This window comes from Pseudomonas sp. 1152_12 (assembly GCF_052850675.1).
Genome location: NZ_VXCW01000010.1, coordinates 174,218 through 199,594, shown reverse-complemented (window position 1 = coordinate 199,594; position 25,377 = coordinate 174,218). Strand labels below are relative to the sequence as shown.

The window sequence follows — 25,377 nt, the reverse complement described above, 5'->3', positions numbered from 1 at the left end:
CCTCCCACATTTCTCTACGGCATTTCAGGCAGCCCGTGTGCCGCTGGCGATCATTAGGCAAGCCTGCTCCCACATTTTGATCACTATTCGACAGGACAAGGCGATCAATTGTGGGAGGGGGCTTGCTCCCGATGGCGTTGGGTCAGCTAGCTTAGCCGTAGCTGATACTCCGCTATCGGGAGCAAGCCCCCTCCCACATTTTTCTACGGCATTTCAGGCAGCCCATGTGCCGCTGGCGATCACTGGGCAGGCCCCCTCCCACATTTTCCTACGGCATTTCAGGCAGCCCGTTTGCCGCTGGCGATTGCCGCCGAAGCAGCCACCATCGCCCTTAACAACACCGCACACCCCGCCGCCAGATCATCCGGCGCGGCGTTCTCGATTTCGTTATGGCTGATGCCGCCTTCACAGGGCACAAAAATCATCCCGGCCGGGCCGAGTTCGGCGACGAAGATCGCGTCGTGCCCTGCCCCGCTGACGATGTCCATGTTCGACAGCCCCAACCCATTCGCCGCGTCACGCACAGCGTCCACACAGCCCTTGTCGAAATACAGCGGCGGGAAGTCGGCGGTGGATTCCATTTCAAAACTCAAGCCGTGCTTGGCACAGGTTTCGTCGATCACTTTGCGCACCTGGGCAATCATCGAATCCAGCCGTGCCGGTTCCAGATGACGGAAGTCCAGGGTCATGCGCACTTCGCCCGGGATGACGTTGCGCGAGCCGGGATAGGCTTGCAGGCAACCCACGGTGCCACACGCATGCGGCTGATGCCCCAATGCCGCCGCATTCACGGCCGCCACCACTGCCGCCGCGCCCACCAGAGCATCCTTGCGCAGGTGCATCGGCGTCGGCCCCGCATGGGCTTCAACGCCGCGCAGTTTGAGGTCGAACCACTTCTGCCCCAATGCCCCCAGCACCACGCCGATGGTTTTCTTCTCATCCTCAAGAATCGGGCCTTGTTCGATATGGGCCTCGAAATAGGCCCCGACCTTGTGCCCGCTCACCGGCCGCGTGCCCGCATAGCCAATCGCATTCAATGCATCGCCCACGCTGACTCCGTCCACATCGGCTTTGGCCAGGGTATCGGCCAGGGTGAATTTCTCGGCGAATACACCCGAGCCCATCATGCACGGCGGAAAGCGCGAGCCCTCCTCGTTGGTCCACACCACCACTTCCAGCGGCGCTTCGGTTTCGACCTTGAGGTCATTGAGGGTGCGCAGCACTTCCACACCCGCCAGCACGCCGAAGCACCCGTCGAACTTGCCGCCCGTAGGTTGGGTGTCGATATGGCTGCCGGTCATCACCGGTGGCAGGTTGGGATTGCGTCCCGGGCGGCGCGCGAAGATGTTGCCGATGCCGTCGACGGTCACGGTGCAACCGGCCTCCTCACACCACTGCACGAACAGATCGCGAGCCTTGCGATCAAGCTCGGTGAGGGCCAGGCGGCATACGCCGCCCTTGGGCGTGGCGCCGAGCTTGGCCAGGTCCATCAGGGATTGCCACAAGCGGTCGCGGTTGATGTGCTGATGGGTGGATTGCAGAACGTCCAGGGCAGCGTTCATGGGGATTTCCTCAGGCTATATTTCTTATAAATTGACTCGATTCCAGCACTGGAATGAGGTCATCCATGTGGTCGCGGGCTTGCTCGCGAATGCAGTCTGTCAGCGACTGATCTGCTGACTGACTCATCGCTTTCGCGAGCAAGCCCGCTCCCTCATTTGGCTTGCATTTCAACCTTTTACAGCGGTGTTTTCAGCGCCACCGGGCTGGCTCCACGCTTGGCATTCAAGCCGTAGTACAACAAGCCGCCCAACGCCGAACCGGTGAACCAGCCATAACTGTAGAACCAGCTGAACGCATCGCTGCCCAGCGACAGCAAGGTCAGCACCACCGGCACGCCGAAGGCGACAAAGCCGCTCCAGTTCCACGCCGGGTACACGCCGTCGCGGTACAGGCCAGCCAAGTCCAGCCGCTGTTTGCGGGTGATGAAGTAGTCCACCACCATAATCCCGGCAATCGGCCCCAGCAGGCTTGAGTAGCCCAGCAACCAGTTCGAATACACGGTCTCCAGGCTCACATCCGAGACGATAAGCCCAAGTTTTTTCGCCAGTTCATGACCCATCAACGCCAGCCCGACCAGGCCAGTGAGGATCACCGCAGTGTTGCGGTTGATCAGCTTGGGCGCGATGTTCTGGAAGTCGTTGGTCGGCGAAACGATGTTAGCGGCGGTGTTGGTAGACAAGGTGGCGATGATGATCAGCAGCATGGCGATGGCAACCCACACCGGGCTTTGGATATGCCCGATCAAGGTCACCGGGTCGGAGACGCTGACGCCCACCAGTTTCACCGACGCGGCAGTCATGATCACGCCGAGGGCGGCGAACAGGAACATGGTCAGTGGCAGCCCGAAGATCTGCCCGAGAATCTGGTCCTTCTGGCTTTTAGCGTAGCGGCTGAAGTCCGGAATATTCAGCGACAAGGTTGCCCAGAAGCCCACCATCGCGGTAAGCCCCGCCATGAAGTAACCGGCGAGGCTCGCACCTTCGGGCCGTTTGGGGGGAATCGCCATCAGCTCGCTGATCGATACATTCGGCATCGCCCACACCAGCAGGCCAATCCCCACCGCCACCAGCAGTGGCGCCGACAAGGTTTCCAGACGTTTGATCGACTCGGCGCCGCGCAGTACTACCCATAAATTCAGGGTCCAGAAGATCATGAAGCCGATCACTTCACCGGTGCCGCCGAGGGATTTCCAGCCGTCGAAAATCGAGCCAAGAAACAGGTGAATCGCCAGCCCGCCAAACATCGTCTGTATGCCAAACCAGCCGCACGCCACCAGCGCCCGAATCAGACATGGCACGTTGGAGCCAAGAATGCCAAAGGATGAGCGCAGCAATACTGGAAACGGAATGCCGTACTTGGTGCCGGGAAACGCGTTAAGGGTCAGCGGGATCAGCACCACGATATTGGCCAGCAAGATCGCCATCAGCGCCTCGCCCACCGACAACCCGAAGTACGCAGTCAGCACACCGCCGAGCGTGTAGGTGGGCACGCAGATCGACATGCCGACCCACAGCGCGGTGATGTGCCATTTGTTCCAGGTGCGTTCGTGCACCTTCGTCGGTGCCATGTCGTGGTTGTAGCGAGGGCTGTCGAGGACGTCGGGACCGGCGTCGAGTTCGTACAGGCCGTTGCGCTCAATGACTTGCGATCTGTTCTGTTGCATGGCCGCTCCACGGTTTTTTCGAATTATTTTTGCTCACCCAACGCTGAGTGCGGGGTGGCCGGAGTACCTCGTAAACAACATGACATCACGGGTCCGGCCAGCCGCCACTGCACTCAATAAGCGTGCCGACCATCCAACTTGAACCCGCACCGCATCTATAACTCGCTGATGTTTATCAGCTTTCCGATTGAGCCTTCGGTACTTAGCGCGTTACTCAGGCTAAATAGCGCGCAAGTTCCCGACCCCTCAGGACTCAATCTGGTGCACCACAATTATTTTTATTTAGCGGCCCCGTCAAGAGGCATATCTCAAGCGTCTGATTTGCAATAAGAAATGTTGCTCAGCGCATGAACCTGTCAAGTGCGTCAAAATGGTGAACGCCCGCTACATTTTGGTGATTTATCATTTTTATCGTTTTAAATCATGTAGTTAATCAACATACAAACTTAAGAAAAATCTTCTTGCTCATTCGAAAAACTCGGGCTAGTTTCTATTCCTGTCACCGATGACAGGTTTTAATCGACCATCGGCAAGCAGCATTACAACACTTAGAACTGGCACAAGCCGGTCAAGCCTGTGAGGAACTCGACATGTCGCTGTTGATCCGTGGCGCCACCGTTATTACCCATGATGAAAGTTACTGCGCCGATGTTTTATGCGCAGGCGGTCTCATTCGCGCTATTGGCACGGGGCTGGATGTTCCCGCCGGCACTGAAGTGCTCGACGGCAGCGGCCAATACCTCATGCCCGGCGGCATCGACCCCCACACCCATATGCAATTGCCCTTCATGGGCACCGTGGCCAGTGAAGACTTTTTCAGTGGCACGGCGGCGGGTCTGGCGGGCGGCACCACCTCGATCATCGACTTCGTGATTCCCAACCCGCAGCAGTCCTTGATGGAAGCCTTTCACCAGTGGCGCGGCTGGGCGCAGAAGTCCGCCTGCGACTACGGCTTTCACGTGGCGATCACCTGGTGGAGCGAGCAAGTGCGCGAGGAGATGGCTGAGCTGGTCAGCCACCACGGCATCAACAGCTTCAAGCATTTCATGGCCTACAAGAACGCGATCATGGCGGCTGACGACACCCTGGTCGCCAGCTTCGAACGCTGCCTGGAGTTGGGCGCAGTGCCCACCGTGCATGCGGAAAACGGCGAGCTGGTGTATCACCTGCAACGCAAGTTGATGGCCCAGGGCATCACCGGCCCGGAAGCGCATCCACTGTCGCGCCCGTCGCAGGTGGAAGGTGAGGCGGCCAGCCGCGCGATCCGCATCGCCGAGACAATCGGTACACCGCTGTACCTAGTGCACGTGTCAACCAAGGAAGCCCTGGACGAAATCACCTATGCCCGTGCCAAGGGCCAGCCGGTGTACGGCGAAGTGCTCGCCGGCCACTTGCTGCTGGACGACAGTGTCTACCAGCACCCCGACTGGCAAACCGCTGCAGGCTACGTGATGAGCCCGCCGTTCCGCCCGCGCGGGCACCAGGAAGCGCTGTGGCACGGCCTGCAATCGGGCAACCTGCACACCACCGCCACCGACCACTGCTGCTTTTGCGCTGAGCAAAAAGCCGCCGGGCGCGACGATTTCAGCAAGATCCCCAACGGCACGGCCGGTATCGAAGACCGCATGGCGCTGCTATGGGATGAAGGCGTGAACACCGGGCGCCTGTCGATGCAGGAATTCGTCGCGTTGACGTCGACCAATACCGCGAAAATTTTCAACCTCTACCCGCGCAAAGGTGCAATCCGTGTGGGGGCCGACGCTGATCTGGTGCTGTGGGACCCTCAAGGAACGCGCACGATTTCCGCCAAGACCCACCACCAGAAAGTCGACTTCAACATCTTCGAAGGCAAGACCGTGCGCGGCGTGCCGAGCCACACCATCAGCCAGGGCAAGCTGGTCTGGGCCGATGGCGACCTGCGCGCCGAACGCGGTGCCGGGCGATATGTAGAACGCCCCGCGTACCCATCGGTGTTTGAGCAGTTGAGCAAGCGGGCGGAGCATTCCAGGCCCACTGCCGTGAAACGCTGAGACCGCCAATCGCGGGCAAGCCCGCGCCCACATTTGATCGGGTTCACACATTCCAAAATGTGGGAGCTGGCTCGCCTGCGATGGCGCTAGCACAGACAACAAAGATGCCCGCTAGAGGCAATCCAAAAAAACCGTGAGGCCAAAACCGTGATCCAGACCCTGACCCACCTCCCCCATCCCCATGAAGATGGGCCGACACTTGCCAGCCATTTCACCGACCTGGCGCCGCCGCTCAACGCCCGCCAGGCGCAACTGGAAGCCTCGCGCTGCCTGTATTGCTACGACGCGCCGTGCGTGAATGCGTGCCCCAGCGAGATCGATATCCCGTCGTTCATCCGCAATATCCACACCGAGAACGTACAAGGCGCGGCGCAGAAAATCCTCTCGGCCAATATCCTCGGCGGCAGTTGCGCACGTGTTTGCCCCACCGAAATCCTGTGCCAGCAAGCCTGCGTGCGCAACAACGCCGAAGAATGCGCGCCGGTCTTGATCGGCCTGCTGCAACGTTACGCCATCGACAATGCGCACTTCAGCGAACACCCGTTCCAACGCGCTGCGCCGACCGGCAAACGCATCGCCGTGGTCGGCGCCGGGCCAGCGGGTTTGGCCTGCGCCCATCGTGCCGCTTTGCACGGTCACGAAGTGGTGATGTTCGAAGCCCGGCAGAAGGCCGGTGGCCTGAATGAATACGGGATCGCCAAATACAAACTGGTCGATGACTTCGCCCAGAAGGAGCTGGAGTTCCTCTTGCAGATCGGCGGCATCGAGATCCGCCACGGTCAGCGCCTGGGCGACAACCTCACCTTGAGCGAACTGCACCAGCAATTCGATTCGGTGTTCCTCGGCCTGGGCCTCGCCGCCAGCAAACAGCTCGGCTTGCCCCACGAGGACGCCCCTGGCCTGCTCGCCGCCACCGACTATATTCGCGAATTGCGCCAGGCCGATGACCTCTCGCAACTGCCTCTGGCCGACCGCTGTATCGTGCTCGGCGCGGGCAATACCGCCATCGACATGGCCGTGCAAATGGCTCGTCTCGGCGCGCGCGACGTGAACCTGGTGTATCGCCGCGGCCTTGCCGACATGGGCGCCACCCAGCATGAACAGGACATTGCCAAAGCCAATCAGGTGCGCCTATTAACCTGGGCCCAACCCGAAGAAGTATTGCTGGATGATCAAGGCTATGTGCGCGGCATGCGCTTTGCCCGCACACGCATGGAAAACGGCCGCCTGCACCCCACCGGTGAGACCTTCGAGCTGGCCGCCGATGCGATTTTCAAGGCCATCGGCCAAGGTTTCGATAACGAGGCCTTGCATGACCCACTGGCTCAACAACTGCACCGCGTGGGCGAACGCATCTTCGTCGATGAACACCTGCAAACCAGCATCCCAGGCATCTACGCCGGCGGCGATTGCGTCAGCCTCGGCCAGGACCTCACCGTGCAGGCGGTGCAACACGGCAAGCTGGCCGCCGAAGCCATGCACGCCCAACTCATGCTGAATGTGGAGGCTGCGTAATGGCCGATCTCTCGATTGTGTTCGCCGGTATCAAAGCCCCCAACCCATTCTGGCTGGCCTCAGCCCCGCCTACCGACAAGGCTTACAACGTGGTGCGCGCGTTCGAAGCCGGCTGGGGCGGCGTGGTGTGGAAAACCCTCGGTGAAGACCCGGCGGCGGTCAACGTGTCGTCACGCTACTCGGCGCACTACGGCGCCAACCGTGAAGTGCAGGGCATCAATAATATCGAGTTGATCACCGACCGCTCCCTGGAGATCAACCTGCGCGAAATCACCCAAGTGAAAAAAGACTGGCCCGACCGCGCGCTGATTGTGTCGCTGATGGTGCCGTGTGTTGAAGAATCCTGGAAAACCATCCTGCCGCTGGTGGAGGCCACCGGCTGCGACGGCATCGAGCTGAACTTCGGTTGCCCCCACGGCATGCCCGAGCGGGGGATGGGTGCGGCGGTTGGCCAAGTGCCCGAGTACGTGGAACAGGTGACGCGCTGGTGCAAGACGTATTGCTCGCTGCCGGTGATCGTCAAGCTCACGCCAAACATCACCGATATCCGCGTGGCGGCGCGCGCGGCGTATCGCGGTGGCGCGGATGCGGTGTCGCTGATTAACACCATCAACTCCATCACCAGTGTGGACCTGGAGCGCATGGTCGCCCTACCGATAGTCGGCACCCAAAGTACCCATGGCGGTTATTGCGGCTCAGCGGTGAAGCCGATCGCCTTGAACATGGTCGCGGAAATCGCTCGCGACCCACAGACCCAGGGCCTGCCCATCTGCGGGATTGGCGGTATCGGCAACTGGCGCGACGCGGCGGAATTCGTCGCGCTGGGCTGCGGCGCAGTGCAGGTGTGCACGGCGGCGATGCTGCATGGGTTTCGAATTGTGGAAGAGATGAAGGATGGTCTGTCGCGGTGGATGGACAGCCAAGGCTACGAAAGCTTGCAGGGATTTTCCGGGCGGGCAGTGGGCAATACCACGGACTGGAAGTACCTGGACATCAACTATCAGGTGATCGCCAAGATTGATCAGGCCGCATGTATTGGCTGCGGACGTTGCCATATTGCCTGTGAGGACACGTCGCACCAGGCCATCGCCAGCTTGAAACAGGCGGATGGCACGCACAAATACGAAGTGATTGACGATGAGTGCGTGGGCTGCAATTTGTGCCAGATCACCTGCCCGGTGGCCGATTGCATTGAGATGGTGCCGATAGAGACGGGTAAACCGTTTTTGAATTGGACGCAGGACCCGCGTAATCCTTACCGGGAGGCGGTTTAGCTTCTTGAACGGCCTTCGCGAGCAAGCCCCACATTCGACTGCATTTGCTTCAGACAAAACGCGGTCAACTGTGGGAGCGGGCTTGCTCGCGAAGGGGCCCTAAGCCTCACCACACCTCTTAAGGCTCCAACCCAATCCCCCGCAGAATCACCCCGGTCACCGTCTGGATCGCTTTCTCAAACTGCATATCCGACAACGGCTGGTGATCATTCAAAATTTTCACCTGGTGATCAAAGTCCGCATAGTGCTGAGTCGACGCCCAGATCATGTACAGCAGACTCGACGGCTCCACCGGCAAGATGCGTTTGTCCTCCACCCACTGGCGAATTTTCGCTTCCTTCATCTTGGCCCAGTCGTACAGGCTTTCATCCAGCGCCTCACCGAGAGTCGGCGCGCCGTGGATGATTTCATTGGCCCAGACTTTCGAGCCATACGGCCGCGTACGCGAGCGCTGCATCTTGGCGCGGATGTAGCTGCTGAGCACCACCCGTGGGTCATCGAAGGTTTCAAAACTCAGGGCATCCTGCTTCCACAGCTCCAGCAGGTCGAACAGCACCGCGCTGTACAGCTCGTTTTTGGTGGTGAAGTAGTAATGCAGGTTGGAGCGCGGCAGTTGCACTTCTTCAGCGATGTCGGCCATGGCAGTGCTGCCGTAGCCTTTTTCAGCGAAGATTTTCTCCGCCGCCAGCAGGATTTTTTCGACGTTGACCCGACGAATGCCGATCTTGTGATTGCTCATGAATGCTGGAACCCCACTCACTGTTAAGTGCATTAAACCTTGAATAAATCAAACCCTAACGGCTCTTTCTCCGCACGTTCCCCGCGAACGTGTGCGCCGCGAACGGTAGAGCGCCCTGTAAGGGCATCGCGTGAAGATTGTTCAGATTCCCAGCCCACCATCACACCATGAACCGCCGCATTAGGCCACACGCCGTCGTGATCACCTGCGCACGCGACGCGCCGAAGCGCCCGACTGCGCAGCACAGGGAGGCTTCTCTGAGCGCCGTCGATCAACAGATCCGGCATCGCCGCTATAAAGTCTGCTGCAATCCCCGGCCCCTTCCTGTGTGATCGCGCTATGATCGGTGAATCTGAACCGGACCCCCTGACTATGGCCGTTGACCTGCACGCCCTCTATCCAAAGCTGATCCACCTGATGCTCGACACGGTCTTCGTAGTCGACAGTGAGAACCTGATCGTCTTTGTGAGTGATGCCTGCGAAGCGCTGCTCGGTTACCGTGCCGACGAGTTGACCGGCACATCCATTACCCAGTACATGCACCCAGAGGACCTGGCGCGCACCCGCGCCTCGATTGTACGGGTCATGAATGGCAGGCCCCATGTCGACTTCCGCAACCGTTATATCCGCAAGGATGGCGACGTCGTGCACATCCTGTGGGCGGCGTTCTGGTCCGAAGAGGTCGGAGCGCGGATCGGTGTTGCGAGGGACGTAACCGCCCTCACCCAGGCTGAGGAAGAATTACGCTTCCTCGCCCATCATGATCCGCTGACGGCGCTCACTAACCGGTCACTGTTCAATGATGGGTTGGACTCAGCCCTGCAGGACGCCCAGCGTCACAACAGCACGCTGGCGTTGTTGTTTCTGGACGTCGATGACTTTAAGGGTATCAACGATGTCCATGGCCACGTCGTGGGCGATCGCGTGCTCTGCGTGATCGCACGGCGGCTGGAACGTTGCGTGCGTGAGAACGACTTAGTGGCTCGGATGGGCGGGGATGAATTTACGGTGCTGCTGACCGATATCCAACAACAAAGCGATGTTTGCGCGAAAGTGGCGCAGATACTCGCGGTCATGGCCGAGCCGCTGGGCGCTGAGTTTGGCGCGGTGAAAATGCCCTCCTGCAGTATTGGTGTGGCATTTTATCCGGCGGATGGTGAGGATGCCGATACCCTGCTCAGCCACGCAGACGGTGATATGTACCGAGTAAAAAGGCAGTAATTCGCCATTGAGTGAAGCTGCTTACGCGAAGCTTTCCACCAAAAAACAGATTGGTTAGGATCGCACTCCCCATGAAGGATCATTGCAATGACTATTCGACCTCGCGTGGCCGCCGACGACCCAGTGCTGGGCGCATTGTGGGAGCGCTCGGTACGAGCCACTCATGACTTCCTCCCCGAAGATGACATCCAACGCTTACTGCCCCTGGTACGCGACACCTATCTGCCCATGCCCGCACTCGATGTCTGGGTGTTCGAGGACAGTAATGGTGTCGCCGGGTTTATCGGTACTGGCGGGCACAACGTGGAAATGCTGTTTATCGACCCAGACCGCCGTGGCCAAGGTATCGGCCGCCAGTTGCTCGACCACGCCCGCGCCCGTCACGACACGCTGACGGTGGATGTAAACGAACAGAACCCGCAGGCCGTGGGCTTCTACCTGCACTATGGTTTTATCCAGGTTGCGCGCTCGCCGCTGGATGGCGAAGGCAAACCCTTTCCCTGCCTGCACATGGCCTTACCGACTCTCTAACCCTGAAGGTATTGAACAATGTTGATCAAGAAAACCCTGACCACGTTTACCCTACTGGCCTCCTTGCTGGGCGCCTCGGCGGCTTTTGCCCACGCTCACCTCAAAAGCTCGGAACCTGCTGCAGACAGCAGCGTCGCGGTGCCGAAAGACCTGCGCCTGACCTTCACCGAAGGTGTCGAAGCTACCTTCACCAAGGTGTCCCTGAGCAAGGACGGCACCGAAATCGCGGTCAAAGGCCTGGAAACCCCGGACGCCGACAAGAAAACCCTAGTGGTCACGCCTGCGGCACCACTGACCGCCGGCACCTACAAAGTGGAATGGCACGCGGTGTCGGTGGACACCCACAAGAGCGAAGGTACTTACAGCTTCAAGGTCGGCCAATAACCCATGGCGACCCTGCTGGTGCTGTGCCGCTTCCTGCATTTTATCGTCGTGCTGTTGATGTTCGGGGCCTACGTGTTCAGGCCCTGGCTATTGGGCGCTGAAGCGCAGCCGGCGCTGGACCGCCAACTGCTGCGCATCACCCGCGTGCTGACCTGGCTGGGGCTGATCTCCGGCCTGGCCTGGCTATTATTGACCACCGCCAGCATGGCAGGCAGCTGGGACGCGGCATTGCAACCGGCCACGGTGCAGTTGGTGCTGGGCAAAACCTTCTTCGGCCAGGTGTGGGCCTGGCATCTGTTGCTGAACCTGCTGCTGATGATCGTGCTGATCAAACCCTGGCCCGCGCTGCGCCTGCCTTTGATCGCCCTGCTGCTGGCGACATTGGCACCGGTCGGCCACGGCGCCATGCTCAACGGGTTGAGTGGGCAATTGCTGATCCTCAACCAAGTGGTGCACCTGGTGTGCGTCGGTGCCTGGCTCGGCGGGTTGTTGTTGCTGGTGTTGATCCTCAGGCAGCCACAACGGCATGCGCTGGAGCCAACCCTCAAGCGCTTCAGCGGCGTGGGTTATGGCTTGGTCACGGGGTTACTGGTGACCGGTTTGATCAATGTGCGCGTGTTGACCGGGCAGCTGTGGCCTACGCCCTTGTTCGACGGCTTTGCCCTGATCCTGTTGATCAAAGTGCTGCTGGTGCTGGGCATGTTGGCACTGGCATTGCTGAACCGGTTACGTACTGACCGCTGCGAAGAGCGCCGGGGCAGTTTGAAGGCCAGTGTGATGCTGGAGTGGGTATTGGGGGTTTGTGCAGTCGCCGCCGTTTCCCTGCTTGGCACCCTCCCGCCGATGGTCATGGCCAACTAAAGCGACAACGCGCTCAAGTCGAACTCGCTCCCACATTTTGATCCTCACTCGTCAGCAAGGACGTTGACAACCTGGGGATTCCCTAACGATACTTCCGGCAAGTCATACGATAACCTACAACAACAATGGACCCTTCATGACCGCCATCCCCACGACGCCCGTTCCATTTAACCGCCTGCTGCTCACCGGTGCCGCCGGTGGCCTGGGCAACGTTCTGCGCGAACGCCTGCGCCCTTATGCCCACGTACTGCGCCTTTCGGACATCGCTAGCATAGCCCCGGCGACCGATGCATCCGAAGAAGTGCAACCTTGTGATCTCGCCGATAAACACGCCGTGTACCACTTGGTGGAAGGCGTCGACGCGATCCTGCACTTTGGCGGTGTTTCGGTGGAGCGCGCCTTCGAGGAAGTACTGGGTGCCAACATCTGCGGTATTTTTCATATTTACGAGGCCGCCCGCCGTCATGGCGTGAAGCGCGTGATCTTCGCCAGCTCCAACCATGTGATCGGTTTCCATAAACAAGGTGAAAAGCTCGACGCCTACTCGCCGCGCCGCCCGGACAGCTACTATGGCTTGTCCAAGTCCTACGGCGAAGACATGGCGAGTTTCTACTTCGATCGCTACGGCATCGAGACCGTGAGCATCCGCATCGGCTCCTCGTTCCACAAACCGCAAAACCGCCGGATGATGCACACCTGGCTGAGCTTCGATGACCTCACCCAACTGCTCGAGCGTGCGCTATACACACCGAACGTCGGCCATACCGTTGTCTACGGCATGTCGGACAACCTCGATACCTGGTGGGACAACCGCTACGCCGCGCACCTGGGTTTCGCGCCCAAGGACAGCTCCGAAGTGTTCCGCGCCCAAGTCGAAACCCAGCCACCGGTCGCCGACGATGACCCGGCCAAGGTCTATCAGGGCGGGGCGTTCTGCGCCGCGGGGCCGTTCGGTGACTGAGTGCACAGCCACCCGAGGGAATGAGTGACCATGACGGCTGAATTGATCGTCGACGCCCGCAATGCCGTGGGCGAATCCCCGGTGTGGGTGCCCGAGGAGCACGCACTGTATTGGGTGGACATCCCCAACGGCGGCCTGCAACGCTGGAGCGCCACCACCGGCCATGTCAGCGCCTGGAAAGCCCCGCAGATGCTCGCCTGCATTGCCCGCACCACGGCGAGCAACTGGGTCGCTGGCATGGAAAGCGGTTTTTTCCAACTCACCCCGCACAACGACGCCAGCCTCGACACTACGCCCCTGGCCAGCGTCGAGCACCCACGCGCGGACATGCGCTTGAACGACGGACGTTGTGATCGCCAGGGCCGTTTCTGGGCCGGCAGCATGGTGCTGAACATGGGTTTGAATGCCGCCGAGGGCACGCTGTATCGCTATGCTTGCGGCGCCGCGCCGCATGCCCAGTTGAACGGTTTCATCACCCTGAATGGCCTGGCCTTCAGCCCCGACGGCCGCACGATGTATGCCTCGGACTCACACCCACTGGTGCAGCAGATCTGGGCCTTCGATTACGACATCGAAACCGGCACCCCGTCCAACCGCAGGGTGTTCGTCGATATGCATCCACTCCCCGGCCGCCCAGATGGCGCAGCAATCGACGCCGATGGCTGTTACTGGATCTGCGCCAACGACGCCGGGCTGATTCATCGCTTCACCCCCGACGGTCGCCTCGACCGCTCCCTCAACGTGCCGGTGAAAAAACCCAGCATGTGTGCTTTCGGCGGTAGTCGCCTGGACACGCTGTTCGTCACCTCGATCCGTGATGAACAAAGTGAACAGTCACTGTCCGGCGGCGTGTTCGCCCTCAACCCCGGGGTCCAAGGGCTGCCCGAACCCCACTTCATCCTCTAGCCGCGGCGCGGTGAGGATTGAACTCGAAGACAGCCTCACCCACCTCACACTTGCCGCGGCTGTAGGTGGCAGCATCGTCAACTGGACGGTGCGCGCCACCGGGCAGCCTCACCGATCCTCTGCCGATTCATGGTTCGGCCTGGCAACAGGCGTGGCAGGTGGTCAGCCAGACGGCGGCGTGGCATGGCCTGGGGTGCATCCCTATTTGCCGCGCAGACCGGGCACACGAAGGCCAATCAACCCAGCTCGACTTCACCCTGAAATACAGCCCGCACACATTTTGCCCTCTGCGGTGTCAGTGTCAGGGCGGGGAGTTTTTCAGACGCCCTGCCGTGTCGATACTCACCACCACCGACAACCCCGGCCGCAACCGCTCACTCTCGGCCTGATCCGGATCAACCGTAATCCGCACCGGCACGCGCTGGGCAATCTTCACAAAGTTACCGGTGGCGTTGTCCGCCTGCAACAGGCTGAACTCCGAGCCAGTCGCCGGGGAAATGTGCTGCACCGTACCGTGAAACCTGCGGTGGTTCAGCGCATCCACGGTGAAGGTCACCGGTTGGCCGACCCGCACGTTATCCATCTGGGTTTCTTTCATGTTGGCGATCACCCACAGCTGCGTCGGCACCAGCGCCATCAACTGCGCACCGGAGTTGACGTACGCACCGAGGCGCACGCCGATCTGCCCCAGTTGGCCGTCACGTGGCGCGATGATGCGCGTATTGGACAAGTCGATACGCGCCAGCTCCACCGCCGCCTCCGCACTCGCCACGGCGGCTTCCAATGAACCTCGATTGACGATCACCGTTTGCAGGTCCTGGCGGGCGATTTCAAGGTTGGCCTGGGCCTGGGCCACGGCGGCGATGGTCTGTGCATTGGCGGCGCGGGTCACGTCCAGCTCACGCTTGGACACCGAGCCATCACTGATCAGCTCTTCGTTACGGCGCAGGTCGGCGGTGCTTTTGCGCGCTTGGGCCTGGCTGTCTGCCAATGCGGCCTTACGCAGCTTGATGGTGGCTTCGGCGCTGTTGCGTTGCTGCACCACATTGGCCAGCGCGGCTTTCTGCACCGCCAGTTGCGCCAGCGCCTGGTCGAGGCGCTGCTTGTAGATACGATCATCGAGGCGTACCAGCAGGTCGCCAGCCTTGACGAACTGGAAGTCCTGCACCGGCACTTCATACACGTAGCCGGCAAGTTGCGGGCCGATAATCGTCACCTGGCCGCGCACCAGCGCGTTCTCGGTGGTTTCCACCGCACTGCTGAACGGCGGCAACTGCCAGGCATACAGCACGATCAGCACACCGACGATGGCAATCGCGGCAAAGCCCAAGGACGAGATAATGCGCACCCGCAGCGAACGCGGCTCGGTAACCGAGGCCCCCGGCGGTGTGGTGCCTTCCGGAGTGGAGGCGATGGCGTTGGTGGTGGTCGTAGTGCTGGTAGTCGGTTCGGTCATGAAGTAACGCCGCTGGGTTGAACGGGAGGGGCTGCCGCTTTGGTGGTGCTCATCAGCCACAGGCTACGGGTGAAAATCCAGAGCATGGTGAGGATCGCGATGATCGCAATCAGCATGAACACATCGTTGTAGGCCATCACATTCGCCTCACGCGTGGCCGCCGTGGCCAGGCTGCGAATGCCCATCAGGTTGCGCAGTTCCGGGTCGGCGATGATCCCGCCATACGCCGAACCGCCGCTCTGTACCCGCGCGGCCACACGCGGGTCGAGCAAGGTCAGGTGCTCGACGATCATGCTGGAGTGGTACTTCTCGCGCACGATCTGAAACGTCCCGAGCAACGCCGCGCCAATCAGGCCGCCGAGGTTCTGACAGATGCCGAACATCACCGAAAAACTCACCAGGTTGCGCGGGTTGGTGAGCACGTTGCGCGTGCCCAGCACCATGGTCGGGCCGAGAAAGAAGGTGCCGCCAAAGCCTAGCAGGAACTGGCTGATATAGAGGTTTTCCGGGCGGGTCAGGTTGCTGGAGAAGCTGTCCATCACCGAGCCGGTAGCCATCAACGCCAAGGAGATGATCAGCGGCATCAGCAGGTGCGCCGGGTTGATCGTCAGCGCACTGACCACCAGCCCGGCAATCGCCCCGGCCAGCATCACCACGTACAGCGTGTGCATCTGCTGGTAGCTCATGTTCAACATCTGCATGAACCCCACAGCGCCGGTGGACTGCTCTGACAGCACCATACGAATCAGCACCACCGCCAGCGCCAGGCGAATCATCACCCCACTGCCCAGCCAACGCGTCATCAGCAATGGGTTGGCACGGTTATGCTCGATGGCCAGGCCGGCCATGATCAACACCAGGGAACACGCCGAGGCTACGCCGATCCATGGCGCTTCCAACCACCAGTCGATACGCCCCAGGGACAGCACCGCACACAGCAGCGCGACGCCGGTGGCGAGAATGCCGAAGGTAAGGAAGTCGAGTTTTTCAAAGGTTTTGAAACGATCACCCGGCGGCAATTTGAGCAGGAACACGCAGCCCAGGCAGATCAGCGCCAGGCCCAGCTCAAACAAGTACAGCCCGCGCCATTCGGCAATTTGCAGCAAGTCTTCGGAGAACAGACGCGCCAGCGGCAGCGCCAACTGCGCAGTGCCAAGGCCCAGCACCAGCGCCTTCAAGCGCCACTTGGCCGGGAACGCCTGGATCATGTAGTACAAGCCCAGCGAACTCAGCGCCGCCCCCACCATGCCGTGAGCCGCCCGCACTGCAATCGCCGAACTCAAGTCGTTGACGAACAAATGGCCGAAGGTCACCAGCGCATACAGCACCAGAAACACCTCGGTGAACGCGCGCAGGCCGAACTGCTGGCGAAACTTCACCAGCAACAGGTTCATGCACACGTTGGTCATGACATAAGCAGCCGGCAGCCAGGCCATTTCTGCGGTGGTGGCACCCAGTGCGCCTTGCAAATATTGCAGGTTCGCGATCACCAATGCGTTGCCTAAGCCACCGGTAATCGCCACCAGGATGCCAACCAGCGCGAACAGCCAACGCTTGTGCGTGGGGTGCAGCGGCGTCGACGGCGAGCCAGGCAGGCTCGGCCGCTCGTGGGGTTGCCAGGTGTGGGGGGTGTATTTATCCATTAGGTGACCTTGATGAGCTGACGTGCAAGGCCGGTGAAGCCGTTACCCAGGGACTAGTAAACCTGAGCGGTCTTCATCTTGCCACATTGTGCGAGTGGAATTGACCTTGAAGCAGCCGAGCCGAGAACATCCTCATCAGTCGCGGAGAAACCGCTAGAGCGAAATTTGGTATAACCCTTATCTCAAATAACGCTAAAAAACTGTCAAGTCTCACAGGTTAATGTCTTCGCAAAACTTCGTATCCTTCTCTTAACGCAAACACACACCTGACAATCAAGTTGCGTATTTCTTTACCCGCTTCTTGTTAGGTCAACCAAAAGGATCGGATCATGGCAAAAGAAAATCCAGCGCTCCAAGGTGATTACTTCAGTGAGCCAATTAACGGTACTTACTACACGATATATATCGTTTTTGCAGACTATGATTCAGGCACAATTCAGGGAAGATGGGGCAAAGGGGCGTACTTAGGACACAGCCTTGGAGTATCTGGCTATCGTCGAGCTGATGACGGGCATACCACGGACATGACACTGAATTTTATTTTTGAGAAATGTGTTTTGCAGGCAACTGATTACAGCTACTCAAGGCTGAGTGGAGAGTTGATTAGCACTGTCACCAATCAGTCGCTAGGAACAATTGTTTTCAACAAGAGCAAAACAAACTGGACCAATGGTTAGCGCCAGGTTTGAGATATGATCTCGACGTCGGCCATATTCAGAAAAACCAATAACATCTTGGGGTGGGCGGGCTTTCACATACAAGCCCACCGGTTGATCATTCACTTAGGAGTCATTGAGTCATGTCAGTAAAACAAGATACACATCTGCAAGGCGCCTACATCTCCGAAACACTTGCTGACGGCTCTTACTTCACAGTAATTATAAGCCTTGCAGATTATGACGCAGGGACAATAAAAGGTAAGTGGGGCATGAACGCAGGACCGGCAAATGACCTTGGTAAGTCTGGCTATCATAGACTTGATCAAGGAACCGAAAGCAGTATCAATCTCGACTTCGGCACTATGAACTGTGTTTTGTTAGCACCTGACCATTCATATACGCGCCTTGCGGGAGTGCTTCACTTTAAAAACACGAATACCGTCAGCGATATAGTCTTTAAAAAAGCCAAATAAAGTAAGCAGGGACGCTTAGAGTTTACGGACAAACTTAACCTTTCAAACAACTGGCAGGGCTGGCGCACAGGTTCGATAATACAAGTTTCAGCCCGTCAGTTGATCACAATCCAACAAGAAAACGGGGAATGTGCCGTGGCGCAAAAGATTCGGAAAAATGGACTATTGGACTAGCCAACTAATCCAACGCGATTGCGCCTTCATTCTAAAGGACTACCTTGAGCATCATCCCAACAGCCACCAGCACACTCAGGCTGGCAAAGCCCACCTGCAAGGCGCGTGCGGGGATTATTGAGCACAGGCGCCGACCGGCCAACATCCCGACAATACTCGCGCCGACAAACACCCAGCCCATCGGTTCGATGCTCACACCGGCCTGCATCGACCCCGCCACGCCGATCAGCGAAATCAGGCTGATCACCATCAGTGAGGTGGCGACGATGCCGCGCATCTGCACATCGGTCAGTTGCTTGAACGCCGGCACGATCAGGAAGCCTCCGCCCACGCCGAGCAAGCCCGACACCGCGCCAGTCACCGCACCCAACGCCGCCAATGTGGCGCTGCACTTGGCAGTCCAGGCCAGGCGCCCGGTCTGCTGGTTGAGCATGCAGTTTTTCTGGCCCCAGGACGCGGCGCCATGGTCGCTGGGCCCGGCCTCGATCTTTTCGCGCTGCAACATGCGCCAGGCCACCAGCACCATCAAGGCGCTAAACAGGCCCATCAGCAAACTCTCCGGCAACTGGTGCGCGACAAACACCCCCAACGGCGAAAACAGCGCACCCAGCAAGGCGATCAACAGTGCCGCGCGATAACGCACCAGGCCATGGCGCAACCCATCGATGGCGCCGACCGCCGCTGCCGCCCCCACGGCGAGCAACGACACCGGCGCCGCCTGGGTCATGGTCAATCCCAACCCCAGCACCAACGCCGGCACCCCGAGGATGCCACCGCCGGCACCGGTCAGGCCCATGACCAGGCCCATCAATAAACCCAACAGACTTGCCATCAGCATTTAATCCACCTTGCTCAAGCGTGTCAGCCACTCGCGACCTTTAAGCATGCCGTTCCAGTAGAACCAAGGTAGCAACGTCGCCTTGAGGAACCACATCGAACGGCGCGCTTTGGTCGGGTCCAGTGGAAAGGTCGGCAGCAGTTTGCCGCCGTAGCCGAACTCGGCGAGCACCACCTTGCCCTTCTCCACCGTCAGCGGGCAGGAACCGTAGCCGTCGTACTTGAGCGGCAGCGGCGCCTGTTTGCGCAGAGCCAATAGGTTGTCGGCCACCACCACGATTTGCTTGCGCACGGCGGCGGCGGTCTTGGCATTGGTGGTGCCGCACACGTCACCCAGGCCGAAGATGTGCGGGTAGCGCAGGTGTTGAAGGCTGTGGGGGTTGACTTCGCACCAGCCAGCGGCGTCGGCCAGCGGGCTTTGGCGGATAAAGTCCGGGGAGACTTGCGGTGGAACCACGTGCAGCAGGTCGAAGGACTTTTCCTCGACGGTGACAGTGCCCTCGGCGTCCTTCACTTCAAACCACGCCTTGCGTGTCGGGCCATCAACCCTGATCAGGTTGGAATTGAACGCCAAGCGCACGTTGTACTTCTCGACGTATTTCATCAACGGCGGCACAAAGGTCGCCACGCCAAACAGCGCGGCACCGGCAAGATCAAACTCCACATCGATGTTGCGCAGGTTGCCTTGCTTGAGCCAGTGATCGCAGGACAGGTACATGGCTTTTTGCGGCGCACCCGCGCATTTGATCGGCATGGCCGGCTGGGTAAAGATCGCTTTGCCGCTTTTGAGTTGCTGCACCAGTTGCCAGGTGTAGGCGGCGTGTTCGTAGCTGTAGTTGGAGGTGACGCCGTGCTGGCCGAGGGCTTCTTGCAGGCCCTCGACCTTCTCCCAGGCCAGGCGCAGGCCGGGGCACACGATCAGGTTGTTCCAGGTGACACGCTGGCCGCTGTCGAGCACCAGGGTTTGCTCGTCAGGCAGCAGCTCGGTGACGGCGGCCTGCACCCAGGTGACGCCATTGGGCAGTACGTCGGCCAATGGGCGCCGGGTCTTTTTTACATCGTAGGCGCCGCCGCCGACCAGGGTCCAGGCCGGCTGGTAGCAGTGGTATTCGCTCGGTTCGATCAGGGTGATGTTCAAGTGCGGGTCGCGCTTGAGCAGGCTGGCCAGCAGGCCGATGCCTGCCGAGCCGCCGCCGATGACTACGATATCGCCACTGATGGTTGGGCCACAGTGTTGGTCACTCATGGTCAATCGCCTTTGTTAAATCTGCACACAAGGGTCGCTGCCGGATGGCGTCACGCCCAGCTTTTTATGACCGCGCCGCAGTACAGCCCGGACAGGGTTTTCATCACTTGAATCACTTCGTGGCTGGCCAGTCCGTAGAAAATGTATTTGCCTTCCCGACGGGTGGCGACCAACCCTTCGTCACGCAAGATGCCCAACTGTTGTGACAGCGTGGGCTGGCGTACGCCGGTCATGGTCTCAAGCTCGCCAACGTTGCGCTCGCCCAGGGTCAACTGGCACAGGATCAGCAGTCGGTCCTCGTTGGCCAATGCCTTGAGTAAGGAGCACGCCTTGGACGCCGATGCGCGCAACTGGGCGACTTCGCCCTCACTCAGAGTAGATTCCATTTGCTTCGGGTCCTTTCTGTCACTTAAGCTCAAAACATTATGTGTAAACATAAACTGATTGTAACGACTTTTTTCTTCATCGTTTTTCCTCAACAGGGACAGCCGCCATGCCAGCGTTGATTCAAGCTTTTCTGGACGAGGCATCGTCGACCTTCACCTACGTCGTCTACGAAGCCGACGGCGGCCCGTGTGCCATTGTCGACTCGGTGCTCAATTACGACCCGGCTTCCGGGCGCACAGATACAGCCCAAGCTGATAAAGTCATCGCCTTTGTGCGCGAACACGGCTTACAGGTGCAATGGTTGCTGGAAACCCACGCGCATGCTGATCACTTGTCCGCCGCGCCCTATCTGCGCCGCACGTTAGGCGGCAAGATCGCCATCGGCCAGGCGATCAGCAAGGTGCAGGGGGTGTTCAAAACCCTGTTCAACCTGGAGCCGGAATTTCGTGTGGACGGCTCGCAGTTCGACCATTTATTTGCGCCGGACGAGATCTTTCATATCGGCAATTTAAAAGCCCAGGCGCTGCATGTGCCCGGCCACACCCCGGCGGATATGGCCTACCTGATCGACGACCAGTTTATTTTGGTGGGTGACACCTTGTTCATGCCCGACGTGGGCACGGCGCGCTGCGATTTCCCGGGTGGCGATGCGCGGCAATTGTATGCGTCGATGCGCAAGTTGCTGGCTTTCCCGGCGCAAACCCAACTGTACGTATGCCATGACTATCCGCCCCAGGGCCGTGCGGCCAAGTGCCTGACCACCGTGGCGGAACAGCGTGCGGGGAATATTCATGTGCATGACGGGGTGGATGAGGGGGCGTTTGTAGCGATGCGCACCACCCGCGACGCCGGGTTGGGAATGCCGACACTGCTGCTGCCGGCGATCCAGGTCAATGTGCGGGCGGGGAATACGCCGCCGGCGGAGGAAAATGGTGTGGTCTACCTGAAAATTCCGCTCAATCAACTTTGAGCAGTCTAATCGAAATATGACCCTTTGGCGTGCGCAAGCCCTGACCACAATTCGTCGAGGTGCTTGAAGCCCCACGCATCAGCATTTTCCCGGCCGACAATTTTGTCGGGGTGCTTGACCAAGTTGACCACAACCTGAGTAATCGGCAAACGGGAACGCGTGGAAAAGAACACCTTCACGATCGGTGTCAGCAATGCACCTGGGTTTTGTTCGATGACCACGCCGATACGCCCACTCTCTAGTCGAACCAAGGCTCCGACCGGATAAATACCCATGCACCGCACAAACGCCTGAAACACCCGGGCGTCAAAATGGCCTTTCCATTCCGCCATTTTCTGTATGGCCTCGTCAGGCCCCCAGGCATGCTTGTAGGGGCGCTCTGAGGTGATTGCGTCGTACACGTCGCACACCGCGCCCATTTGCGCAAACAAGCTGATCTGGTCTTGCACCAGGCCGTGGGGGTAACCGCTGCCATCGCATTTTTCATGGTGGTGCAAGCACACATCGAGCACCAATGCGCTGATGTGCGGGCATTGGCGAAGCATGTCCGCGCCCTGTGCCGGGTGCAGACGCACCGAGGCGAACTCAAGCGCGGTCAACGTGCCGGGCTTACTCAGGATCGCTTCGGGAACCGCCATCTTGCCAACATCGTGGAACAGCCCTGCCAGCCCGGCCTCCTGGATCATGGCGGGCGCCAGATCCAGCTGGCGTGCCATAGCAATCATCAACCCACACACGGCCACCGAGTGCATGTAGGTGTATTCATCGGCGGTCTTCAAGCGGGCCAGGCTGATGAAGGCGTGAGGATGACGCAGCAGCGATTGAGAAATGTCCTCTACCAGCTCGGTGACGTGGGCGGGGTCAACCGCCCTGCCCATGCGCAACTCCCCAAACATTTCGATCACTGCGCGCTTGGCAACCCCACATAACTTTACCGCTCGGGCCACCTCCGCCTTCATCTCGTGACGGACCAGTACCGCTCGGGGCTTGACCACCACCGGAGACGACTTCAACGCGGCCGGGGCAATAGGCGCTAAGTCGCAGCCTTTGAGTGTGTCAATCCATACGCCTTGGACCGACGAATCGCGCAGGCGCCGCAGATCCTCAGCGCGGTTCAAGAGAAAGTGGCTTTTCCAAAAACCATGTTCAATCCAGGCGCCCTCGAGCTTATGGATGTACATGCCCAAGGTCACTTGCGACGCAGCAATGCGTTTCAACATAGGCCATGCCTCACGGGGCGCAGGTTCAGCGCTATCGAAAAACGGTCCAAACGAATACTCGGCAGCCAGTGGGTGTCAATTTCGACAGTCGACGCATAGGCAATTTCGACTTTTCCCCGTGTCATCCCCCCTTGGATTGATAGCAGCCTGCACTCAACGCCCAAACAAAGAACAGTAATAAAGTTTAACTTAAAGGATCTCACGGACACACCCGCTCGCCTCTTTTCGTAAACAACTTAGTTAAATGGCTCATAGCCATCATCGTACACAGTCGCGCGTGAAAAATACGTGATTCTTCACATGACTTTTATTACTAGAGCAACTAGCCGCCGAACGGTTATGTTAGTTAGCTTATAAACAACAGCCGCCCAACCTTACAAACGCTATAGGGTTAGTCGGCTTCAGCCTTATCGTTGAGCAGCGAATACATCGCATTACAAGACCGGTCACAGTTTCGCCCAACCGACTCCAGGTGGCGTTTCAAAGAGGTGCTTACTTGCGGCGACAGGTTACTTAGATTCTCGATCAGCGCGGCCATGTCCTCAAGCGCTGCGGCGATAGAAAGCTGAGTTAGATTAAAGTCGTAGAGCGCGCGGCATATTAATTGCTGAGTATCCATGACGTATCCCGCCCTTTAAAAATGGAGCTTAGCAGGTACAAGGAGCGACTCAGATAAAAGTCCACGTTATATTTACACGCGTCACTGTATAGCGCTGAGGCAGCGCCTCGCTGCGCTGCCGTCTTGCGCCGTTCAGACCATCAAACCACCGGCTGGCAGGGGTAGCGCCGTCTTGTAACGCACTTGTTTGAGGGCAAAACTGGAGCGGATATTGGCGACGCCCGGTACCTTGGTCAGAAAATCCATCATAAAGCGCTCCAGCGACTGGATGGTCGGCACCAGCACGCGGATCAGGTAGTCCGGGTCGCCAGCCATCAGGTAACACTCCATCACTTCTGGCCGGTCCGAGATCGCGCCTTCAAACTGCTGCAACGCCAGTTCATTCTGCTTTTCCAGGCTGACGTGGATGAACACGTTGACGTGCAGCCCGAGCAAATCCGCATCGAGCAGCGTGACTTGGTCACGTATCAGGCCCAACTCCTCCATCGCCTTGACCCGGTTGAAGCATGGCGTCGGGGACAAGTTGACCGAGCGGGCCAGGTCGGCGTTGGTGATGCGGGCGTTCTCCTGAAGTGCGTTGAGAATGCCGATATCGGTACGGTCCAGTTTGCGCATGAGACAAAATCACCTGCTTATTATGTTTATGCAGTTTTTTTATCCTCAAATGGTCGCGAGCGCAACGAAACAGAGATAAATATTCTTCTACGCCACGCCTATGATGTTTGTAGGACAGGATTTCTCCTACCCGGAGACTGACTGTCAGCTAGCGCGCCCACTACAAGAATTCACAAGATCGAGCGTAGAAAGCCATGAATCAGCTATATGCACCATTGCGCCTGCACGTTCCCGAACCCTCGGGCCGCCCAGGCTGCAAGACCGACTTTACCTACCTGCGTCTGACCGACGCCGGCCTGGTGCGCAAACCCGCCATCGATGTAGAACCCGCCGACACCGCCGACTTGGCAAAAGGTCTGATTCGCGTACTTGACGACCAGGGCCAGGCCCTTGGCCCGTGGGGCGAAGGCGTACCCGTCGAGATCCTGCGCAAGGGCATGCGCGCCATGCTCAAGACGCGCATCTTCGACAACCGCATGGTGGTCGCCCAGCGTCAGAAAAAAATGTCGTTCTACATGCAAAGCCTTGGCGAGGAAGCCATTGGCAGCGCCCAGGCCCTGGCCTTGAACATCGACGACATGTGCTTCCCCACCTATCGTCAGCAAAGCATCCTGATGGCCCGGGAAGTGCCACTGGTAGACCTGATCTGCCAACTGCTGTCCAACGAGCGCGACCCGCTCAAGGGTCGCCAACTGCCGATCATGTACTCGGTCAAAGACGCCGGTTTCTTCACCATTTCCGGCAACCTCGCCACCCAGTTCGTACAGGGTGTGGGCTGGGGCATGGCCTCGGCGATCAAAGGTGATACCAAGATTGCCTCGGCCTGGATCGGCGACGGTGCCACCGCTGAATCCGACTTCCACACCGCCCTCACCTTCGCTCATGTATACCGTGCGCCGGTGATTCTCAACGTGGTCAACAACCAGTGGGCCATCTCCACCTTCCAGGCCATCGCCGGCGGTGAAGCCACCACCTTCGCCGGACGCGGCGTCGGTTGCGGGATTGCCTCCCTGCGTGTGGACGGCAACGACTTTATCGCGGTGTACGCCGCCTCCGCCTGGGCTGCCGAGCGTGCGCGCCGCAACCTGGGGCCAACGTTGATCGAGTGGGTCACCTACCGCGCCGGTCCGCATTCTACTTCCGATGACCCGTCCAAATACCGCCCCGCCGATGACTGGAGCCACTTCCCGCTCGGCGACCCGATTGCCCGCCTCAAGCAGCACTTGATCAAGATTGGCCAGTGGTCCGAAGAGGAACACGCGGCGGTCAGTGCCGAACTTGAAGCCGAAGTGATTGCGGCGCAAAAACAAGCCGAACAGTACGGCACCCTTGCTGGCGGCCAGATTCCAAGCGCCGCGACCATGTTCGAAGACGTCTATAAAGAGATGCCGGAGCACTTGAAGCGCCAGCGTCAAGCGTTGGGGATCTGA

The 25,377-nt window shown here is 59.3% G+C and carries 24 protein-coding genes and 1 pseudogene; 14 read left to right on the top strand and 11 right to left on the bottom strand.

Going from position 1 to position 25,377, the window contains the following annotated elements:
* Positions 1 to 278 precede the first annotated feature (278 nt).
* Together FW764_RS20010 and FW764_RS20005 are read right to left on the bottom strand one after the other, a co-directional pair.
* Complete coding sequence (locus tag FW764_RS20010) at positions 279 to 1,562, bottom strand: Zn-dependent hydrolase (RefSeq protein WP_446435347.1); 1,284 nt, start codon at positions 1,560 to 1,562, stop codon at positions 279 to 281.
* Positions 1,563 to 1,738: 176 nt separating this feature from the next.
* Positions 1,739 to 3,226, bottom strand: coding sequence for an NCS1 family nucleobase:cation symporter-1 (locus tag FW764_RS20005; RefSeq protein ID WP_446435346.1), 1,488 nt, complete (start codon positions 3,224 to 3,226; stop codon positions 1,739 to 1,741).
* Between the two features lie 590 nt (positions 3,227 to 3,816).
* Here FW764_RS20005 and hydA point away from each other — a divergent pair.
* From hydA to preA, 3 genes are all read left to right on the top strand, one after another.
* Complete coding sequence (gene hydA, locus FW764_RS20000) at positions 3,817 to 5,256, top strand: dihydropyrimidinase (RefSeq protein ID WP_446435345.1); 1,440 nt, start codon at positions 3,817 to 3,819, stop codon at positions 5,254 to 5,256.
* A 147-nt stretch (positions 5,257 to 5,403) separates the two neighbouring features.
* Entirely contained in the window at positions 5,404 to 6,771 is a 1,368-nt protein-coding gene (locus FW764_RS19995) for an NAD(P)-dependent oxidoreductase (protein ID WP_446435344.1), read from the top strand.
* Entirely contained in the window at positions 6,771 to 8,045 is a 1,275-nt protein-coding gene (preA, locus tag FW764_RS19990) for an NAD-dependent dihydropyrimidine dehydrogenase subunit PreA (protein ID WP_446435343.1), read from the top strand. The genes FW764_RS19995 and preA overlap by 1 nt, the downstream gene beginning before the upstream one ends.
* Positions 8,046 to 8,163: 118 nt before the next feature.
* On the opposite strand, the gene FW764_RS19985 is transcribed toward preA, so the two are convergent.
* Entirely contained in the window at positions 8,164 to 8,784 is a 621-nt protein-coding gene (locus tag FW764_RS19985) for a TetR family transcriptional regulator C-terminal domain-containing protein (protein WP_446435342.1), read from the bottom strand.
* A gap of 372 nt (positions 8,785 to 9,156) precedes the next feature.
* Between FW764_RS19985 and FW764_RS19980 the strand changes: the two genes are divergently transcribed.
* The 7 genes and pseudogenes from FW764_RS19980 to FW764_RS19950 all read left to right on the top strand — a co-directional run.
* A complete protein-coding gene (locus FW764_RS19980) occupies positions 9,157 to 10,005 on the top strand; it encodes a diguanylate cyclase domain-containing protein (protein WP_446435341.1) in 849 nt (282 codons plus the stop codon).
* A gap of 87 nt (positions 10,006 to 10,092) precedes the next feature.
* A complete protein-coding gene (locus FW764_RS19975) occupies positions 10,093 to 10,536 on the top strand; it encodes a GNAT family N-acetyltransferase (RefSeq protein WP_446435340.1) in 444 nt (147 codons plus the stop codon).
* 18 nt (positions 10,537 to 10,554) lie between these two features.
* Positions 10,555 to 10,920, top strand: a complete 366-nt coding sequence (gene copC / locus FW764_RS19970) for a copper homeostasis periplasmic binding protein CopC (RefSeq protein WP_446435339.1) — start codon at positions 10,555 to 10,557, stop codon at positions 10,918 to 10,920.
* 3 nt (positions 10,921 to 10,923) lie between these two features.
* The gene (copD, locus tag FW764_RS19965; protein WP_446435338.1) at positions 10,924 to 11,781 is read left to right on the top strand and encodes a copper homeostasis membrane protein CopD; all 858 of its coding nucleotides are present in this window, start codon (positions 10,924 to 10,926) and stop codon (positions 11,779 to 11,781) included.
* Positions 11,782 to 11,917: 136 nt separating this feature from the next.
* The gene (locus FW764_RS19960; protein WP_446435337.1) at positions 11,918 to 12,742 is read left to right on the top strand and encodes an NAD-dependent epimerase/dehydratase family protein; all 825 of its coding nucleotides are present in this window, start codon (positions 11,918 to 11,920) and stop codon (positions 12,740 to 12,742) included.
* A gap of 30 nt (positions 12,743 to 12,772) precedes the next feature.
* Positions 12,773 to 13,648: an SMP-30/gluconolactonase/LRE family protein gene (locus FW764_RS19955; protein ID WP_446435336.1), complete on the top strand. Its 876-nt coding sequence runs from the start codon at positions 12,773 to 12,775 to the stop codon at positions 13,646 to 13,648.
* Between the two features lie 10 nt (positions 13,649 to 13,658).
* Positions 13,659 to 13,877, top strand: a pseudogene (locus FW764_RS19950) (aldose 1-epimerase); the annotation flags it as partial.
* A gap of 72 nt (positions 13,878 to 13,949) precedes the next feature.
* On the opposite strand, the gene FW764_RS19945 reads toward FW764_RS19950, so the two are convergent.
* Together FW764_RS19945 and FW764_RS19940 are read right to left on the bottom strand one after the other, a co-directional pair.
* On the bottom strand, positions 13,950 to 15,104 hold the full coding sequence (locus FW764_RS19945; RefSeq protein WP_446435335.1) for an HlyD family secretion protein: 1,155 nt from the start codon (positions 15,102 to 15,104) through the stop codon (positions 13,950 to 13,952).
* Positions 15,101 to 16,747 (bottom strand): MFS transporter, encoded by a 1,647-nt coding sequence (locus tag FW764_RS19940; protein ID WP_446435334.1) that lies wholly within the window; start codon positions 16,745 to 16,747, stop codon positions 15,101 to 15,103. The genes FW764_RS19945 and FW764_RS19940 overlap by 4 nt, the downstream gene beginning before the upstream one ends.
* A gap of 329 nt (positions 16,748 to 17,076) precedes the next feature.
* Between FW764_RS19940 and FW764_RS19935 the strand changes: the two genes are divergently transcribed.
* Positions 17,077 to 17,424, top strand: coding sequence for a hypothetical protein (locus FW764_RS19935; protein ID WP_446435333.1), 348 nt, complete (start codon positions 17,077 to 17,079; stop codon positions 17,422 to 17,424).
* Between the two features lie 122 nt (positions 17,425 to 17,546).
* The gene (locus FW764_RS19930; RefSeq protein ID WP_446435332.1) at positions 17,547 to 17,879 is read left to right on the top strand and encodes a hypothetical protein; all 333 of its coding nucleotides are present in this window, start codon (positions 17,547 to 17,549) and stop codon (positions 17,877 to 17,879) included.
* A gap of 205 nt (positions 17,880 to 18,084) precedes the next feature.
* Here the strand turns inward: FW764_RS19930 and FW764_RS19925 are convergent, their stop codons facing one another.
* The 3 genes from FW764_RS19925 to FW764_RS19915 are packed head-to-tail and all read right to left on the bottom strand — an operon-like array spanning position 18,085 to position 20,522.
* Positions 18,085 to 18,891 carry a sulfite exporter TauE/SafE family protein gene (locus FW764_RS19925; protein ID WP_446435331.1) on the bottom strand — a complete coding sequence of 269 codons (807 nt, stop codon included), beginning with the start codon at positions 18,889 to 18,891 and terminating at the stop codon, positions 18,085 to 18,087.
* Positions 18,892 to 20,136, bottom strand: a complete 1,245-nt coding sequence (locus FW764_RS19920; protein WP_446435330.1) for an FAD-dependent oxidoreductase — start codon at positions 20,134 to 20,136, stop codon at positions 18,892 to 18,894.
* Positions 20,137 to 20,186: 50 nt separating this feature from the next.
* A complete protein-coding gene (locus FW764_RS19915; RefSeq protein ID WP_446435329.1) occupies positions 20,187 to 20,522 on the bottom strand; it encodes an ArsR/SmtB family transcription factor in 336 nt (111 codons plus the stop codon).
* 107 nt (positions 20,523 to 20,629) lie between these two features.
* On the opposite strand from FW764_RS19915, the gene FW764_RS19910 reads away from it, so the two are divergent.
* Entirely contained in the window at positions 20,630 to 21,493 is an 864-nt protein-coding gene (locus FW764_RS19910) for an MBL fold metallo-hydrolase (RefSeq protein ID WP_446435328.1), read from the top strand.
* Positions 21,494 to 21,498: 5 nt separating this feature from the next.
* Here FW764_RS19910 and FW764_RS19905 read toward each other — a convergent pair whose 3' ends face one another.
* The 3 genes from FW764_RS19905 to bkdR all read right to left on the bottom strand — a co-directional run bounded on the left by FW764_RS19905 (position 21,499) and on the right by bkdR (position 23,947).
* Positions 21,499 to 22,713 (bottom strand): HD-GYP domain-containing protein, encoded by a 1,215-nt coding sequence (locus FW764_RS19905; RefSeq protein WP_446435327.1) that lies wholly within the window; start codon positions 22,711 to 22,713, stop codon positions 21,499 to 21,501.
* A gap of 391 nt (positions 22,714 to 23,104) precedes the next feature.
* Complete coding sequence (locus FW764_RS19900; RefSeq protein WP_446435326.1) at positions 23,105 to 23,332, bottom strand: hypothetical protein; 228 nt, start codon at positions 23,330 to 23,332, stop codon at positions 23,105 to 23,107.
* Positions 23,333 to 23,464: 132 nt separating this feature from the next.
* Positions 23,465 to 23,947, bottom strand: a complete 483-nt coding sequence (bkdR, locus tag FW764_RS19895) for a Bkd operon transcriptional regulator BkdR (protein WP_446435325.1) — start codon at positions 23,945 to 23,947, stop codon at positions 23,465 to 23,467.
* A 194-nt stretch (positions 23,948 to 24,141) separates the two neighbouring features.
* Here bkdR and FW764_RS19890 point away from each other — a divergent pair, with 194 nt between their 5' ends.
* Entirely contained in the window at positions 24,142 to 25,377 is a 1,236-nt protein-coding gene (locus FW764_RS19890; protein WP_446435324.1) for a thiamine pyrophosphate-dependent enzyme, read from the top strand.

Excerpts from the sequence above, each read along its gene's own strand:
- FW764_RS20010 (WP_446435347.1), bottom strand. The coding sequence starts at position 1,562 with ATGAACGCTGCCCTGGACGTTCTGCAATCCACCCATCAGCACATCAAC.
- FW764_RS20005 (WP_446435346.1), bottom strand. The coding sequence starts at position 3,226 with ATGCAACAGAACAGATCGCAAGTCATTGAGCGCAACGGCCTGTACGAA.
- hydA (WP_446435345.1), top strand. The coding sequence starts at position 3,817 with ATGTCGCTGTTGATCCGTGGCGCCACCGTTATTACCCATGATGAAAGT.
- preA (WP_446435343.1), top strand. The coding sequence starts at position 6,771 with ATGGCCGATCTCTCGATTGTGTTCGCCGGTATCAAAGCCCCCAACCCA.
- FW764_RS19985 (WP_446435342.1), bottom strand. The coding sequence starts at position 8,784 with ATGAGCAATCACAAGATCGGCATTCGTCGGGTCAACGTCGAAAAAATC.
- FW764_RS19980 (WP_446435341.1), top strand. The coding sequence starts at position 9,157 with ATGGCCGTTGACCTGCACGCCCTCTATCCAAAGCTGATCCACCTGATG.
- FW764_RS19975 (WP_446435340.1), top strand. The coding sequence starts at position 10,093 with ATGACTATTCGACCTCGCGTGGCCGCCGACGACCCAGTGCTGGGCGCA.
- copC (WP_446435339.1), top strand. The coding sequence starts at position 10,555 with ATGTTGATCAAGAAAACCCTGACCACGTTTACCCTACTGGCCTCCTTG.
- copD (WP_446435338.1), top strand. The coding sequence starts at position 10,924 with ATGGCGACCCTGCTGGTGCTGTGCCGCTTCCTGCATTTTATCGTCGTG.
- FW764_RS19960 (WP_446435337.1), top strand. The coding sequence starts at position 11,918 with ATGACCGCCATCCCCACGACGCCCGTTCCATTTAACCGCCTGCTGCTC.
- FW764_RS19955 (WP_446435336.1), top strand. The coding sequence starts at position 12,773 with ATGACGGCTGAATTGATCGTCGACGCCCGCAATGCCGTGGGCGAATCC.
- FW764_RS19945 (WP_446435335.1), bottom strand. The coding sequence starts at position 15,104 with ATGACCGAACCGACTACCAGCACTACGACCACCACCAACGCCATCGCC.
- FW764_RS19940 (WP_446435334.1), bottom strand. The coding sequence starts at position 16,747 with ATGGATAAATACACCCCCCACACCTGGCAACCCCACGAGCGGCCGAGC.
- FW764_RS19935 (WP_446435333.1), top strand. The coding sequence starts at position 17,077 with ATGGCAAAAGAAAATCCAGCGCTCCAAGGTGATTACTTCAGTGAGCCA.
- FW764_RS19930 (WP_446435332.1), top strand. The coding sequence starts at position 17,547 with ATGTCAGTAAAACAAGATACACATCTGCAAGGCGCCTACATCTCCGAA.
- FW764_RS19925 (WP_446435331.1), bottom strand. The coding sequence starts at position 18,891 with ATGCTGATGGCAAGTCTGTTGGGTTTATTGATGGGCCTGGTCATGGGC.
- FW764_RS19920 (WP_446435330.1), bottom strand. The coding sequence starts at position 20,136 with ATGAGTGACCAACACTGTGGCCCAACCATCAGTGGCGATATCGTAGTC.
- FW764_RS19915 (WP_446435329.1), bottom strand. The coding sequence starts at position 20,522 with ATGGAATCTACTCTGAGTGAGGGCGAAGTCGCCCAGTTGCGCGCATCG.
- FW764_RS19910 (WP_446435328.1), top strand. The coding sequence starts at position 20,630 with ATGCCAGCGTTGATTCAAGCTTTTCTGGACGAGGCATCGTCGACCTTC.
- FW764_RS19905 (WP_446435327.1), bottom strand. The coding sequence starts at position 22,713 with ATGTTGAAACGCATTGCTGCGTCGCAAGTGACCTTGGGCATGTACATC.
- FW764_RS19900 (WP_446435326.1), bottom strand. The coding sequence starts at position 23,332 with ATGGATACTCAGCAATTAATATGCCGCGCGCTCTACGACTTTAATCTA.
- bkdR (WP_446435325.1), bottom strand. The coding sequence starts at position 23,947 with ATGCGCAAACTGGACCGTACCGATATCGGCATTCTCAACGCACTTCAG.
- FW764_RS19890 (WP_446435324.1), top strand. The coding sequence starts at position 24,142 with ATGAATCAGCTATATGCACCATTGCGCCTGCACGTTCCCGAACCCTCG.